The 14158-nt window shown below is 63.2% G+C and carries 11 protein-coding genes; 6 read left to right on the forward strand and 5 right to left on the reverse strand.

Going from position 1 to position 14158, the window contains the following annotated elements; genetic code table 11:
* Positions 1 to 31: 31 nt before the first annotated feature.
* Positions 32 to 1648 (forward strand): methyl-accepting chemotaxis protein, encoded by a 1617-nt coding sequence (locus tag ACSQ8Y_RS28075; protein WP_436269664.1) that lies wholly within the window; start codon positions 32 to 34, stop codon positions 1646 to 1648.
* A gap of 93 nt (positions 1649 to 1741) precedes the next feature.
* Complete coding sequence (locus ACSQ8Y_RS28080) at positions 1742 to 2281, forward strand: YgjV family protein (RefSeq protein WP_436269665.1); 540 nt, start codon at positions 1742 to 1744, stop codon at positions 2279 to 2281.
* Positions 2282 to 2398: 117 nt separating this feature from the next.
* On the opposite strand, the gene ACSQ8Y_RS28085 is transcribed toward ACSQ8Y_RS28080, so the two are convergent.
* Together ACSQ8Y_RS28085 and ACSQ8Y_RS28090 are read right to left on the reverse strand one after the other, a co-directional pair.
* Entirely contained in the window at positions 2399 to 4156 is a 1758-nt protein-coding gene (locus tag ACSQ8Y_RS28085; RefSeq protein WP_436269666.1) for a chloride channel protein, read from the reverse strand.
* Positions 4153 to 4566, reverse strand: coding sequence for a MarR family winged helix-turn-helix transcriptional regulator (locus tag ACSQ8Y_RS28090; RefSeq protein ID WP_436269667.1), 414 nt, complete (start codon positions 4564 to 4566; stop codon positions 4153 to 4155). The genes ACSQ8Y_RS28085 and ACSQ8Y_RS28090 overlap by 4 nt, the downstream gene beginning before the upstream one ends.
* 104 nt (positions 4567 to 4670) lie before the next feature.
* Between ACSQ8Y_RS28090 and ACSQ8Y_RS28095 the strand changes: the two genes are divergently transcribed.
* Entirely contained in the window at positions 4671 to 5501 is an 831-nt protein-coding gene (locus ACSQ8Y_RS28095) for an AraC family transcriptional regulator (protein ID WP_436269668.1), read from the forward strand.
* Here the strand turns inward: ACSQ8Y_RS28095 and ACSQ8Y_RS28100 are convergent.
* Positions 5467 to 6081, reverse strand: a complete 615-nt coding sequence (locus ACSQ8Y_RS28100) for a LysE family translocator (RefSeq protein WP_436269669.1) — start codon at positions 6079 to 6081, stop codon at positions 5467 to 5469. The genes ACSQ8Y_RS28095 and ACSQ8Y_RS28100 overlap by 35 nt on opposite strands.
* A 403-nt stretch (positions 6082 to 6484) precedes the next feature.
* On the opposite strand from ACSQ8Y_RS28100, the gene ACSQ8Y_RS28105 reads away from it, so the two are divergent.
* The 3 genes from ACSQ8Y_RS28105 to ACSQ8Y_RS28115 all read left to right on the forward strand — a co-directional run bounded on the left by ACSQ8Y_RS28105 (position 6485) and on the right by ACSQ8Y_RS28115 (position 10898).
* Entirely contained in the window at positions 6485 to 8056 is a 1572-nt protein-coding gene (locus ACSQ8Y_RS28105) for a family 43 glycosylhydrolase (RefSeq protein ID WP_436269670.1), read from the forward strand.
* Between the two features lie 369 nt (positions 8057 to 8425).
* Complete coding sequence (locus tag ACSQ8Y_RS28110; RefSeq protein ID WP_436269926.1) at positions 8426 to 9769, forward strand: ABC transporter substrate-binding protein; 1344 nt, start codon at positions 8426 to 8428, stop codon at positions 9767 to 9769.
* A gap of 157 nt (positions 9770 to 9926) precedes the next feature.
* A complete protein-coding gene (locus ACSQ8Y_RS28115) occupies positions 9927 to 10898 on the forward strand; it encodes an MYG1 family protein (RefSeq protein ID WP_436269671.1) in 972 nt (323 codons plus the stop codon).
* 46 nt (positions 10899 to 10944) lie between these two features.
* On the opposite strand, the gene ACSQ8Y_RS28120 is transcribed toward ACSQ8Y_RS28115, so the two are convergent.
* Positions 10945 to 12795, reverse strand: coding sequence for an alpha/beta hydrolase family protein (locus tag ACSQ8Y_RS28120; RefSeq protein ID WP_436269672.1), 1851 nt, complete (start codon positions 12793 to 12795; stop codon positions 10945 to 10947).
* Positions 12796 to 13044: 249 nt separating this feature from the next.
* On the reverse strand, positions 13045 to 14034 hold the full coding sequence (locus ACSQ8Y_RS28125) for a creatininase family protein (protein ID WP_436269673.1): 990 nt from the start codon (positions 14032 to 14034) through the stop codon (positions 13045 to 13047).
* Positions 14035 to 14158 lie beyond the last annotated feature (124 nt).

Here is a 14158-nt window from a genome sequence, read left to right on the forward strand (position 1 = left end):
TTACAACAATAAATCGGTAAGAGGACGAAAAATGAGTTTTGCAAACATGAAAATCGGCGCGCGCATGGCGCTCGGCTTCGGCGTCGTATTGACGCTGATGATCGCCCTGATCACTGTCGGGCTGCTGCGCTTGCACGGCATCGGCGACATCAACCGCAAGCTGATCGAACTGGACTGGGTCAGGGCGGAGGCGGCCAACACGGTCAGCCTGCTGACCCGGGCCAACGCGCGCTGCAGCATGGAATTGCTGATCGAGCGGGACGCTGCCAAATCGGCGCAGATCACGCAACGCATAGGCGTCAACAAGAAAGCGATCGACGTGGCGCTGGAGACGCTGGACCGCCTGGTCGACCCCGACGGCCTGAGCCTGCTGGCCCGGATCCGCCAGCAGCGCAAGGCCTACGTGGCCTCGTTCAGCGCGGTTGGCAAACTGATCGCGCAGGACCAGCGGGAGCAGGCCACCCAGATGATGCAGGCGGAAACGCTGCCGGCGCTGGACGTGCTGCAGGAATCGATCCAGGCCCTGACGGGCTACCAGAAGAAACTGGTTGAAGCCAGCGGCGCGCAGGCGGAGCAGCATATCAGCCACGCCCGCACCGCCATGCTCGGGCTGGGGACGGCGGCCGTGCTGCTGGGCATAGGCCTGGCGTATTACACCACGCGCTCGATCACCGGTCCGCTCAAGGAGGCGCTCAAGGTCGCGCAGACCGTGGCCGGCGGCGACCTGACCTGTGATATCGACAGCAGCGCCAAGGATGAAACAGGTGAACTGCTGCACGCCTTGAAGTTGATGAACGACGGCCTGGCGGCCATCGTCAACCAGGTGCGCGACGGCACCGAGTCCATCGCCACGGCGTCCGGACAGATCGCCTCGGGCAGCCAGGACCTGGCGGCGCGCACCGAGCAACAGGCCAGCTCGCTGGAAGAAACGGCGTCGTCGATGGAAAACCTGATCACGGCGGTGCAACAGAATGCCGCCCATTCGCAGCGCGCCAACGAGCTTGCGCTGGCGGCCTCGGACATCGCGGTCACGGGCGGTGCGGTCGTGACCAACGTGGTCGCGATCATGGGATCGATCAATGCCTCGTCGCGCAAGATCGTCGATATTATCGGCGTGATCGATGGCATCGCTTTCCAGACCAATATCCTGGCGCTGAATGCGGCGGTGGAAGCGGCGCGCGCGGGCGAGCAAGGGCGCGGCTTTGCCGTCGTGGCTTCCGAGGTCCGGAGCCTGGCGCAACGCAGCGCCGCCGCGGCGAAGGAAATCAAGGGCCTGATCGACGACTCGGTGCAGAAGGTCGATCTTGGCAGCACGATGGTGGAAGAGGCGGGCGGCACCATGGAAAGAATCGTCGCCAGCATCCACCAGGTCACCGACATCATGGGCGAGATCCTGACCGCCAGCCGGGAGCAGAGCGGCGGCATCGACCAGGTGAACCAGGCGATCACGGAGATGGATGGGGTGACGCAGCAGAACGCGGCGCTGGTGGAAGAGTCGGCGGCGGCGGCCGGCACGCTGCACGACCAGGCCGACCGCCTGGCCGAGGTGGTCAGCGTGTTCAAGCTCGGCCACGCGCCCGCCGCCCCGGTGGCCAAGGCGCATACCGCGCGCTCGCTCGCCCTGTCCGGTCCGCAGCGGTCGCAATAGCGGTCCCGTTCGCGTTGCGCCGGACTGGATGGCTGGCGCAGCGTGATCCGTTCCGGCCCGAGGCCGGTTTCATTTCTAGTTGGCATCACTTTCATGGTCATAGACTGGTTTTCGCCGGCGCAATGCGTCGGCTATGCCGCCTTCGTGCTTGGCGTCGGCTCCTTCCTGCAAACCGACGACCGGCGCTTCAAGCTGTTCATGGCCGGCGAGTGCCTGGCCTACGTGGTGCACTTTTCCTTGCTCGGCAATCCGACCGCGGTCGCCAGCTCCAGCATGTCGCTGCTGCGCTCTTTGCTGTCGCTGCGCAGCCGCTCGGCATGGCTGGCGGCGGCGATCATCGCGGTCAATCTTGCGCTCGGGCTGGCCCTGGCAAAGCATGCCAGTGACTGGCTGCCGCTGGCGGCGTCGTGTCTCGGCACGCTGGCCTTGTTTTTGTTGCAGGGGATCCCGATGCGTTTGGTGATGCTCTGCGGAACAGGGCTGTGGATCGCCAACAATGTGATCGCCGGGTCGATCGGCGGCACCGCGCTCGAGGTCGTGATTGCCGTCGTCAATAGCGTGACGATCTGGCGCATGGCGCGCCAGTCGCGCGCCGCACGCTTTCATCAAGCTTGCGACGGGCAACAGTCGTGAGCGGGAAAGCCAGCGCCGCCTGTTTCGCGGGCGACGGCCGCCGCGCCTTGGGGAAGCCCGAAATACCTGTCGTTCCCGCAGGCGGGAACGACAAACTGGGGCTTATCCGAGGTTCCCTTATTCGGGCTTGCCCCGCCATAAGGAAAGGCGGCGGAAGCGGTGCCGCGCATTCTCCTCATCGTGCAGGATCAGCGTCGACTTGATCAGGTCGCTGCGGCTGACCACGCCGACCAGTTCGCGACTGGCTGCATCGGCCACGACCGGGATGCGCTCGAGGCCATGCACGGCCAGCCGGATCGCTACGGTACGGCAGGTCTCGCCGCGCAGCGCGACGATGGGCGCGTTGACGCCGAACAGTTCGCGCACACGGGCGGCCGGCCGGCCCGCTGCGGCCAGGGCCGCGCGGTCCAGCATGCCGATCACGGCGCCCTGGAGCGTGACCGGATAGGCGCGGTGGCGCTGCGCGGCGCCAAAATGCGACGCCAGCACGTCGGCCGCGAGGGCTTCTGCCTCGATGGCGACCGGCTCGGCGTTCATCACTTCGTCGATGCTGTGGCGCTCCAAAGGATCGATGCCGTATTCGCGGTAGATGTGGCGGCCGCGGCGCGCGATCTTTTCCGTCAGGATGGAGCGGTGCATGACGATGACGGTGAAGCCGTACGCCACCGCCGACGCCGTCAGCACCGGCAGCAGGGCCTGGGCGTCGTGCGTCAGCTCGTAGGCGAACACGGTTGCCATGATAGGAGCCCGCATCATGCCGCCCAAGGTGGCGGCCATGCAGACCAGCGGCCATGCCGACGGCGCGCCGCCCGGCAGGTAGGGACCCAGCAGCGCACCCACGCCCGCGCCCAACATGAGCAGCGGCGCCAGCACGCCGCCCGATGTCCCGGAGCCCAGGGCAAGCAGCCAGATGACAGCCTTCGCAAGCAGCAGGCCGACCACGACCCCCGCGGCTAAATGGTTCTGCAGCAAGTCGCTGATCACGTCGTAGCCCACGCCCAGGGCGCGCGGCTGCAAGTAACCGCCGATGCCCACGGCCAGTCCGCCGATCGCGGGCCACCACATCCAGTGCAGCGGCAGCTTGTGGAAGCCGTCTTCCACCCGGTAGAGCGCGGTCGACAGCAGCCAGGCCAGCGCGCCGCACAGGACGCCGGCGATCAAGCAAGAGAGCAGCGCTATGGGCAGCATGGGCTGGGATTGCTGCGGAAACAGGGGCGAGGCGTCCATGATGAGTGGGCGCAGGAAGCCCGCCACCGCGCAGGCGACGGCGACCGGCAGCAGGCTGCGCGGCCGCAGTTCGAACAACAGCAGTTCAACCGCCAGCAGCAGCGCGGCGATGGGGGTGCCGAAGATGGCGGTCATGCCGGCCACAGCGCCTGCCACCAGCAGGGTCTTGCGCTCCGCGCCGCTGACGTGGAAATGCTGGGCGATCAGGGATCCCACGGCGCCGCCGGTCATGATGATGGGGCCTTCCGCGCCGAAGGGGCCGCCGCTGCCGATGGCGATGGCGGACGCCAGCGGCTTGAGCACCGCGACCCGGGGCGACATGGCGCTGCGGTTGAACAGGATGGCTTCTATCGCTTCAGGGATGCCATGCCCGCGAATCTGTTCCGAACCATAACGGGCGATCAGGCCGATGGCCACGCCGCCGATGACAGGCACGGCGATGACCCAGGCCCCCAGCGTGTGGGCCGCCGGCGTATGAAAGGCGTCGGACAGGGTCCGGAAGAAAAACAGATTGGTGAACAGGTGGATGGCCCGCAGCAGCAGCCAGGCGGTGCCGGTGCTGAGCACGCCGATAACGGCGGCAATGGCGGCAATCGGGATGAGGCGCGCATCGCCGTTGAAGTCGCGCCGGATATCGTAGGAGCTCATGCCTGGGCTGCCGGTTGGGGGACGACGAAGACGCCGGTGAGCGATTGCAGCTCGGCGCGGTGGATGGCGGCCAGCCGCGACAGCACGGTCTCGCCGGCAGGCAGCAGATGCACCTCGACGCGGCGACGGTCGGTGGCGCTGGCCTTGCGCCGCACCAGGCCGGCCGCTTCGCAGCGGCTCAGCAGGGCCACCACGCCGTGCTGCTGCGCTTGCAGGCGTTCGGCCAGTTCGCCCACCGAGGCCCAGTCGCGTCCCTGGTAGCCTTTGATGTGCAGCAGCAGCAGGTACTGCAAGGGCGTGATGCCCTCGGCTTGCGCCGCGTTTTCGGAAAAGCGCTCGAAGCGCCGCATCTGGTAGCGGAATTCAGACAAAGCCGTGAAGTCCGCCTTGTTCAAGGCAGGAGTGGACATGGATATATATCATAATGTGATGTAATTTCCGAAAATCATACCACGGCTGGGCACGCATGGTTGCCGGCGAACGTAAATGGAACGGATCGGTGTATCCTGCGGGGATGCCGCTTCCCAACACGCACACAGGTCCCCGCTTCTGGCGCGATGCCAGCCTGCCCTTCATCGAGGCGCGCTCGATCGACGAAGGACGCAAGGTCTGCTATGTCAAGCACTCGCACGAGACGTTTTCTATCGGTGCGATCAGCTGCGGGCGCACGGATTACATCAACAAGACGGCACGGCAGCGCGTCGGCCCCGGCGCCGTGGTCGTGATGAACCCGGGCGATGTGCACGGCTGTAACCCGGTCGCCGACGAACCCTGGTCGTACCGCATGCTGTATGTCGACCGCGCCTGGCTGGGCGGACTGCAGCATGAATGGGGCGTCAGCGCCAACCAGGATTTCCGTCCGTTTGCCGCGACCATGAGCATGGCGCCGGCGCTGTACGCAGGCTTCAACCGTTTTTACGAAGTCTTGACGGACGGAGCGGCCGACACGCTGCAGCGGCAGTGCGCGGCGGTGGCTTTCTTCGGGCAAGTGCAGTCCAGCCTCGATCCTGTCGCCGCCGCCGTTGCCGAGCGCAGCGCGCACCGCAAGCTCGAACGCGCGGCCGAATACATCAGCGACAATTGCACCGCCGCGCTGAAGCTGGAAGACATTTGCGGCGCATCCGGCCTGTCGCCGTCCTATCTGATCCGCGCTTTCAGGACGCGCTACGGCATGACGCCGCATGCCTACCTGTTGAACCGCCGCATACAGCTGGCGCGCGGCCTGCTCAAAGAAGGCGGGGCGATTGCCGCTGTCGCGCTGGAGACCGGTTTTGCCGACCAGGCCCATTTCCAGCGCATCTTCAAACAGTTCAGCGCGGCGACACCGGGCCAATATCGCCGCTGAGCCAGAGGTAGCCGGCGCTGGCCGCCAGCAGCAGCGCCATGGCGCGGTTGAACAGCCGCATGCCGGCCGGATCGTGCAGCCGGCGGCGCAGCAAGGTGCCGGCATAGGCCCAGCAAGCGATCGAGACGTAGCAGACCGCGAAATACAGGGCGGCGAACTGTCCGACCAGCGCCGCGTCGCCGTTGGCGGCAAAGGCACCCATGCCGGCCACGGCGGCCACCCAGGCTTTCGGATTGAGCCACTGCATGGCCGCGCCGGCCACCAGGGACGGACCCTTGCCGCTGCCCGCAAGACTGAGCGTGCCATCGTCGCGCGCCAGTTTCCATGCCATGAACAGCAGGAAGGCCGCGCCGGCCAGCTGCGTCGCGCGTGCCATGGCCGGCACGCGCGCCAGCAATTCATGCAGGCCGGCGCCGGTCAGCAGCAGGAGCAGCGTGAAGCCGACCGTGGCGCCGGTGACATGGCGCATGCTGGCCCGGAAGCCATGCCGGGCGCCGCTGCTGAGGGCGACGATGTTGACCGGGCCGGGAGAAATGGAGGAAGCCAGGGCGAAGGCTGCCATGGAAATGAGGATGCTCATGGATTAAGGTCTCCGATTAGTAACTAACGGAGTGGACGATACGGCGCGGGGCCGGGCGCTGTATTGAAGAAAACGCCCCTGGTGCCGCGTGCGATTACCGGCATGCGATAACCATTTTGTCGTCTGCGATGAGAAATTGCGCTGCCGCAGCCAAAATCCTTCGTTGCGCAAATAAAAGAATGTTATCGTTATCAGGGGGCCTTGAATAACCGCTAAATTGTCATTCCCGCGCAGGCGGGAATCCATGCTACGCCTCTGAGCATGCGAAGTATGGGTTCCCGCCTGCGCGGCGGTCCGCCGATGCGGAACGACAGGTATTTCGAGGTGCCCATCAATCTCTCGTCTGCGGCACCGGGTGCGCGGCTGCGACGTTCCCGGCGTTGAACTTTGCATAGGAAGTGAAATGAAAGTACTGGTAAGAAGTTTGCTGGCGGCAGGCATGGCGTGGTCCGCTTTCGGCCTCGGCTTGCCGGCATTGGCCGTAGCGTCCAGCGAGGAATGGCCCGACGATGCCTGGATCATGGCCTCGTCCGAGGGCGGGGGCGACGGCTTGCACCTTGCCGTCAGTGGCGACGGCAAAGCGTGGCGCGACCTTAAACAGGTGTTCATCAAGCCCTCGGTGGGCGGTGGCCTGATGCGCGATCCCCAGCTGCTGCGCGGGCCGGACGGCATCTTTCGCCTGGTCTGGAGCACCGGCCCGAAAGGCCAGGGCATCGCTTACGCGTCCTCGGTCGACCTGGTGAACTGGTCCCCGCAGAAATCCCTGCCTCTGCCGAAAGGCCAGCCAGGCGGCGGCACGGCAATGGCGCCTGAGATCATCTACAACCAGCCCGGCGGCGAATACTTTATTAGCTGGACTTCGGATAGCAAGGGCCAGCGCAGCTACCGCGTGGCGACCAAGGATTTCGAAACCTTCAGCAAGCCGCAGCTGCTGAGCGGCTCCGGGACCGGCCGCACTGCCGCGGCGCGCAAGGTGCTGTGGGTGCCGCCCTGGTTCGTGAAGGAACTGGAGTCGGGCAAGGCCCAGGCCCAGGCCGGGGCCGCGCCAGCCAAGCCGATACCCGCCCCGCCACCCGCGCTGGAAGGCTTTACCGCCGATCCGTCGATCCGCGTGTTCGGCGACACCTACTACCTCTACCCGACCTCGGACAAGCCGCACTGGCAGACCACCGACTTTTCAGTCTGGTCGTCCAAGAACCTCGTGGACTGGAAGAAGGAGCGCATGGTGCTGGACGTCACGCGCGACCTCAAGTGGGCCAATATCGAAGCCTGGGCGCCGGACGCCATCGAGCGCAACGGCAGCTACTATTTCTATTTCTGCGCCCACGGCGAGATCGGCGTCGCCAAGGCCGCCAGTCCGCTTGGCCCCTTTGTCGACGCGCTGGGCGCGCCGCTGCTGCGCAAAGGGACGGGGATAGACAGCAATACCATCGACCCCTATCCCTTCATCGACGACGACGGCCAGGCCTACCTCTACTATGGCAATGGCCGCCTGGGGAATGTGTACAAGCTCAAGCCCGACATGGTGACGCTGGACGGGCCGCCGCAGGCCATCGAACTCAAGGACTTCCGTGAAGGCATCGTCGTGTTCAAGCGCGGCGGAAAATACTACTTCATGTGGTCCATCGACGATGCGCGCAGCCCCGATTACAGGGTAGGCTGGGGCGTGGCCGATTCGCCGCTCGGACCGGTGACGTCCAAGGCGGACCAGTTCATCGTGCTGCAGCGCTCCGGCACTGCGGTCGGCACCGCCCACCACAGCGTGGTCAATGTGCCCGGCACTGACCGCTGGTACGTCGCCTACCACCGGCACGCCCTGCCGGAAGGCGGCGGTTACCAGCGCCAGACCGTGCTGGCGCGGATGGAGTTCGACAACGCAGGCAATATCCAGCCGATGGACCCGCTGAGCGCGGCGTTCAAACCGGGCGACGTCGGCGAGCCTGTCGTCAACGGCAAAGGGCTGCCTGGCCGTTAATAGTCCATCTAGTCCATCGTGAAAGACAAGCGCCAACTGAGAGGTTGGCGTTTTGCTTTGGGCAGTCAGGGTCGGTATGCGTCGTTGCCGTCAAGGGAACTTGTGTGTACGGCGCAACATTAGCGTTTAACAATTTCAATAAAAAACAACGATTCCGTTCGGTCCTTCGGTACGGATAGACGTGCCGAGGACTCGCGCACTTGCCCTTGTGGGCGCCCTTTTTTGCGGCGGTATCCCGTCATCTACCATGAGTGGAGGCATTGCCGTAAACGAAATTGTTGATAACGATTGTGATTGATGCGTCAGCAATTGCGCTGCTATATTTCGATCGAAGGGTTTCCTTATAACAATACCAAACAGGGGGGGAATATGAAATTGCGGGTTGTCGCCATGCTTTTCGCTTTCGCGTTGTCACCGTCGGACTATGCGCTGGCCGCTCCCATCACCTTGATCACTTCCTTTCCCAAGGAGATCACGGACACCTACAAAAAGGCGTTTGAAAAGAAGTACCCGGACATCAAGGTCGAGGTGCTGAACAAGAACCACAACGCCGCACTGGCCTTCATCAAGGAAAACTCGCCCGGACAACGTCCTGATATTTTTTGGGCTTCCGCACCGGATGCCTTCGAAGTCCTCGCGCGGGAGAAGTTGCTGGAGAAGGCGCTGGACGCCAAGAATACGGCAGCACCCGAAAGAATCGGCAACTACCCGATGAACGACCCGGAAGGTCTCTACTTCGGCCAGGCATTATCGGGTTACGGCATCATGTGGAACACGCGCTACCTGAAGGCGAACAAGATTGCGCCGCCGAAGGAATGGAGCGACCTGACCAAGAGCAGCTACTTCGGCCATATCGCCGTCAGCGCGCCGTCCAAGTCGGGCACTACGCATTTGACTGTCGAAACCATACTTCAAGGTGAAGGCTGGGACAAGGGATGGTCCCAGCTCCTCGAGATTGCTGGCAATTGTGCGCAGATTACCGATCGTTCATTCAACGTTCCAGACGGCGTTAATAGCGGTCAATATGGTATTGGCTTGGTTATCGATTTCTTCGGCTTGGCCGGCAAGTACGGCGGTTTTCCAGTCGAGTTCGTTTATCCGTCGATGACCGCTGTCGTACCGGCCGGCATCGGCCTGATCGCCGGTGCCAAGAATTCTGCCGACGCCAGGAAGTTCATGGCGTTTGCGTTGTCCAACGAAGGGCAGGAGCTGCTGCTCGATCCCAAGATCTCCCGGATGCCGATCATCACGTATGACAAGCTGCAAGGTAAAGTGCCAGCGGGCTATCCCAATATCTTCGAGGTGGCGAAGAAGGCGAAAGTGGAGTTCGACTCCAACCTCGCGCAGGCGCGCTATCACGTCGTGACGTCCATGTTCGATCAGATGATCACGCTCCGCCACAAGGAACTGCAAGCAGCCACCAAGGCCATTCACGAGGCCGAAAAAAAACTCGCGGGTAGATCCACGCCGGAGGAAGCCGCTATCCTCCTCAAACAGGCTCGGGAGCTGGCGTACACGCCGGTGGTCGACGCCGCAATGCTTAAAAAGTCGGCATTCCTCGACCTGTTCTCCAAATCCGTGGCGAAGAAAACGATGGGCGAGTTCGCCGACAAACAGCTCAGCTCTTTGGAAGAGCTGTGGAACGCGAAGGCCAAGGCCAACTACGCGAAAGCTCTCGAGCTTGCGCAGCACGCATCGTCCGCCATCAAGTAGCCGGCAATGCCGGGGCGGCGCGTGGGCCTTCAGCGCGCACCGGGAAAACAAGCGCCAACCGTAGCGTTGGCGTGTTGCTTGGGGCTGCCAGGGTTGGGGTTTGTCGGTATGATGCCTGCTTCCGTCCAACTGCTGAAACTCTGAGATTGGATTTCCCATGGTCATCGTGACTCACAGCGGCAAGTTCCACGCGGACGACGCGTGGGCTGTCGCCACACTGAACGTTTTATTTCCCGGATGCGAAATCATTCGCACGCGTGACCCGGCGGTCATCGCCGCGGCCGACTTCGCGGTCGATGTCGGCGACATCTGGGACCCGGCTTCAGGCCGCTTCGACCACCACCAAAAGGGCTTTAGCGTGGCGAGGCCGACGGGCGTCCCCTACGCAAGCGCGGGCCTGGTATGGCGCGAATACGGAGCACGTTGCGTCGCTGCGCTGGCCGCTGCGCATACAGGGCATCAGCTGCCGGAAGACAAGGCAAGGGAGATCGCCTACGCCATCGATGCCGACATCGTGCAATACCTGGATTTGTCGGACGTCGGCGCTGCGAAAAGCGCACCGGGAGGGTATGGACTGTCGGCGGTGATCTCGGGCTTCAATCCGAACTGGCTCGATGAGCAAAGGCTGGGTTACGGCGACGCTGCGGACGCTTACCGGCTAAGCCAGTTCCGATGCGCGATGGCACTGCTGACGGACGTCCTGGTCAATGGGGTGAAGTACCGGGTCGGTGCCTTGCTCGCCTTGGAACAAGTCCGCCAGGCGGAAGTACTGGAGGGAGGCAAAGTGCTGTTCTTGAAAAACAGCGCGCTGCCGTGGAGCCAGGTGGTGCGCAAGGAAATGCCCAAGGTCCTGTTCGTCATCAGCCACAGCATCGCCGAGCAGCGTTACCTGCTGCACACTGTCCCAATCAGTGCGGGGAGCTTCAAGGCGCGGGCCGACTTGCCGGCGGCCTGGGCCGGACTCCGCGATGCGGAGCTGGCGGCGGTAAGTGGCGTGCCGGACGCGACCTTTTGCCACAACGGCAGGTTCATCGCCGCAGTCAAGTCATACGAGGGAGCGCGCGCCATGGCATTGCTGGCGCTGAAAGCCGTCGAGGAAGACCTGCGGCAGGCCAGCAATCCACCGTGAACTGCCGACATGATCGGTATGAATTTCCCTGGTGGTCCGGCACGGCCTATTTGGCGCCGATCTGCTTCATCAGGAAACTTTCGATGTGCCGCCACAGATCGATGCGGTTTTTTTGCGTCTTCCAGTCATCGACGGTCGAAGTGTATTCCAGCCATTCTGCGTGCGGATTGCCGGCCTTGATCGCCTGGTAGAGCGCCAGCCCCTGTTTGTAACTCACTGCCTCGTCGTCGGTGCCATAAGCAAGCAGCAGCGGCAGCTTGATACTCTTTAGCTTGTCGTCGTCCGGATTGTTCTGGTACGTCGTCAGGCCGGACCAGTTGATGCCGCACTTGAAAGTGTCCGCATCCCTGAGCAAGCCCATCATGGCTGCATAGCCGCCGTAGCCGGTGCCGGCAACGCATACCCGCGCCGGATCGGTGTGGCCCTCGGCCACTGCCCATTTCACGGCGTCTACGATGTCGTCCTGGGATGCGCGGCCGGTTTGCTTGATGCCCGCCTGGAAATGGGCACGGCCGAAACCGTCGACGCCACGCGGCTCAGGTTGCAGTACCGCGTAACCACGCGAAGCGAGGAACTGCACCTCGGCACTCCATTCCCATTTGCCGCTGCGGAGCCCCGCTTGCGCGCCGACCAGCACCACCGTCGGCAGCTTCTGCTGCTGTCCGGTGGCGTTTGGCAGGGTCAGGAAGGCCGGGATCTGCAATCCGTCGCGCGCCTTGTAGCGCACCATCGTCATCTGAGCCATTTGGTCGGCGGCGATCTCCGGCGTAGTTTTACCCAGCAGTGTCCGCTTTTTGGTCTCGGTGTTGTAGAGGATGTAGGCGTGGTTCTGCAGGTCCGAATAGGTGTCGATCAACACGTAAGGCGTTTCACTGGCGTGGCCGCGCGAGATGTTGTTGACCGTGCCGGGCAGCAGCTGGTCAACCTCCTGCTGGATCGCTTTCATCTGCTGGTCGAACCACACGGTGACCTCGGCGTCGGTGGTGAAGCGGAAGCCCAGCATTTTGTTGTCGCTGACGATGAAATAGCCATTGGTGTCGAAGCCAGGGGCCGCGATCAGCGGCTGGGGCACGAGGGCGTTGGTCGTCAAGTCGTAGCGATAGATGTGCGCTTCATCCTTGCCGTTGCGCGAGCTGACGTAGAGAGTGTCGTCCACGTACAGCAATGGATCGAAATTGGACTCGGACTTTTCGTCGCGGTTGTCGATCTGGCGCCAGTCGCCCTTGTCGAAATAGAAGGTGATGACGCGGCTCCCCCGCTTCGCGGTGGCGATGCGCGTATTGCCATCGACATCGGTCAGCCAGCCGTAAGTGTCGTACGGCGCCTTGACCCGGGATTGGCGCCCATTGTGGACGTTGAGGCGCAGGAGTGTCGCCACGCCGTCGTCGGTCTCGATGGCGTCGATGGCTTCGCCTTTACTGAGCGGGAAACCATGCAGAGAGTGCTGTGACGGGTAATTGTGATCGACCAGATCGCTTTCAGAGAACGAGCGCTTGCGCACAATGGTCTGCGACAGGAAAAAGCGGTTCTTGCCATCGCGGTCGATCGCATACAGACCGGATTTACCGGCGTCACCCTCGTGATCGACGTTGATCAGGGTGAATGCCAGGCGCTGGTCGTTGAGCCAGCGAAACAAGTCGATGTCAGCGTTGTTGAAGTTGACGATCGCCCGTGATTTCAGTTCTATCAGATCGATCACCGCGAGCATCGTGCGTCCCTGCGGCGACAGTTTGCGCACGGCGACAAAGCGACCGTTGGGCGAGAGCTCGGCACCGGTGGTGGCCGATTTTTTAAAGAAGGTGGCGACTGGGATGGGCGCGGTATCCGTCGCCGCAGTTGTAGCCAGCGGCTGAGCGGCGCAGATAATCAGCACCAAGGCGCGTAAAGTGAATTTCATGCAAAAAGATTTTGGCTGGAACATGGCGCTTGGAATAGACAGTCATTCTTTCCCAGGAGTAGTGAGAAAGCCGAGATGTTTGCTGAACTGTGCGACAGCGGCCGATGTTAACACAAACTTTCCAACGGGAAATACACGCATTGTCACAAATCATTCTGCGGCGCACCGGTATTGGTGCCAGTTCGTGACCTGGGACGGTACGGGCATTTGGGAACTGCCGTCCGCCAGCAGTGCCGCCTTGGCGGACGGTCAGCGCTGTGGACTTCCTTCCCTCTGCTTTTGAAGCCAGGCCTGCTGCTTGCGTGCGATGTCGTCATAGTAGTTCTGGGTGGCGGTTTCAACGCGGCGGATGTGCGGGCTCTTCATCGCCATTTCCGACAGGCGCGGCATGGCACGCGGATCGCTGCCGTCCAGTATGGAAAGCGCAACGGTGTTATAGGTGGCCGCACGCTGGCGCATTTCCTGCTCGCCGAAGGCGGCGCTGGCCAGGCGGGGCGAGCCGATAAATCCTTCCCAGTTGTCGGCGCTTGCCGCTGCAACAGCTTCGGCCGGCGAATTGGCCGTACGGGGCGCAGCTTGCGCATAGTCGCCCGGTACCAGATCGGGACGCAGGAACAGCATGCGGCTGGTTTCGGACATCCCCGCATGGACTTCGAATTCGCCGTCTTCCTTGCCTGCCTCGGCCGTACGCAGAGGGCGCGCGGGCCGAGCACCGCTGAGCAGGCCCGGCAGGTTGACCATGCGCCCGCCATAGGTGTCATGGAAATAGTCGCCTGCCTGGTCCAGCATCAGGTTATGCAAGGGCGAGCCATGGTTGTGCATGACGAAGATCCAGCGAAAGCCTTGTTGGCCCAGTTCGCTGGACAAGTCCATGAAGGCTGCACGCATGGTCTCGGGCCGCACGGTGTACGTGCCCGGGAAGACAAACTTGCCGCCGAGGACGTTCGCGCCCGAGGTGCCGAGCGGGATGGTCGGAAACAGGATGACCTTCCAGCCGGGCCGCCTGGCGATCGCTTCGGCCAGCGATTGCGCCCACCACTCGTTCATGTAGGTATCCGTCCCGGACGGCAGGTGGGGGCCGTGCTGCTCGAGGATGCCGCCGGTCAGGATGACGGCCGTTCGGGCCTTGTCGAGCGCGGCCAGTTGCCGGGTATTCAGCTCGGCGGCGAGATACACCTGGGCGTGGGCCGTCAGCGGGAGCAGCAGGGCCATTAGCAGGACGCGCAACAGGGATTGCATATCTTTCCTTCGCGGTGGGTTTGCCGGACCAAGTGTACGTGAACTGGAGCAGGAAGGGCTCGCCCGGCGGCGGGCGTTGCGTCGGCGCACATTTTTTCGCCTCCGGAGCGGCACCTCGATAAGT

Source organism: Pseudoduganella sp. LjRoot289 (assembly GCF_964252925.1).
Lineage (GTDB): Bacteria > Pseudomonadota > Gammaproteobacteria > Burkholderiales > Burkholderiaceae_D > Rugamonas.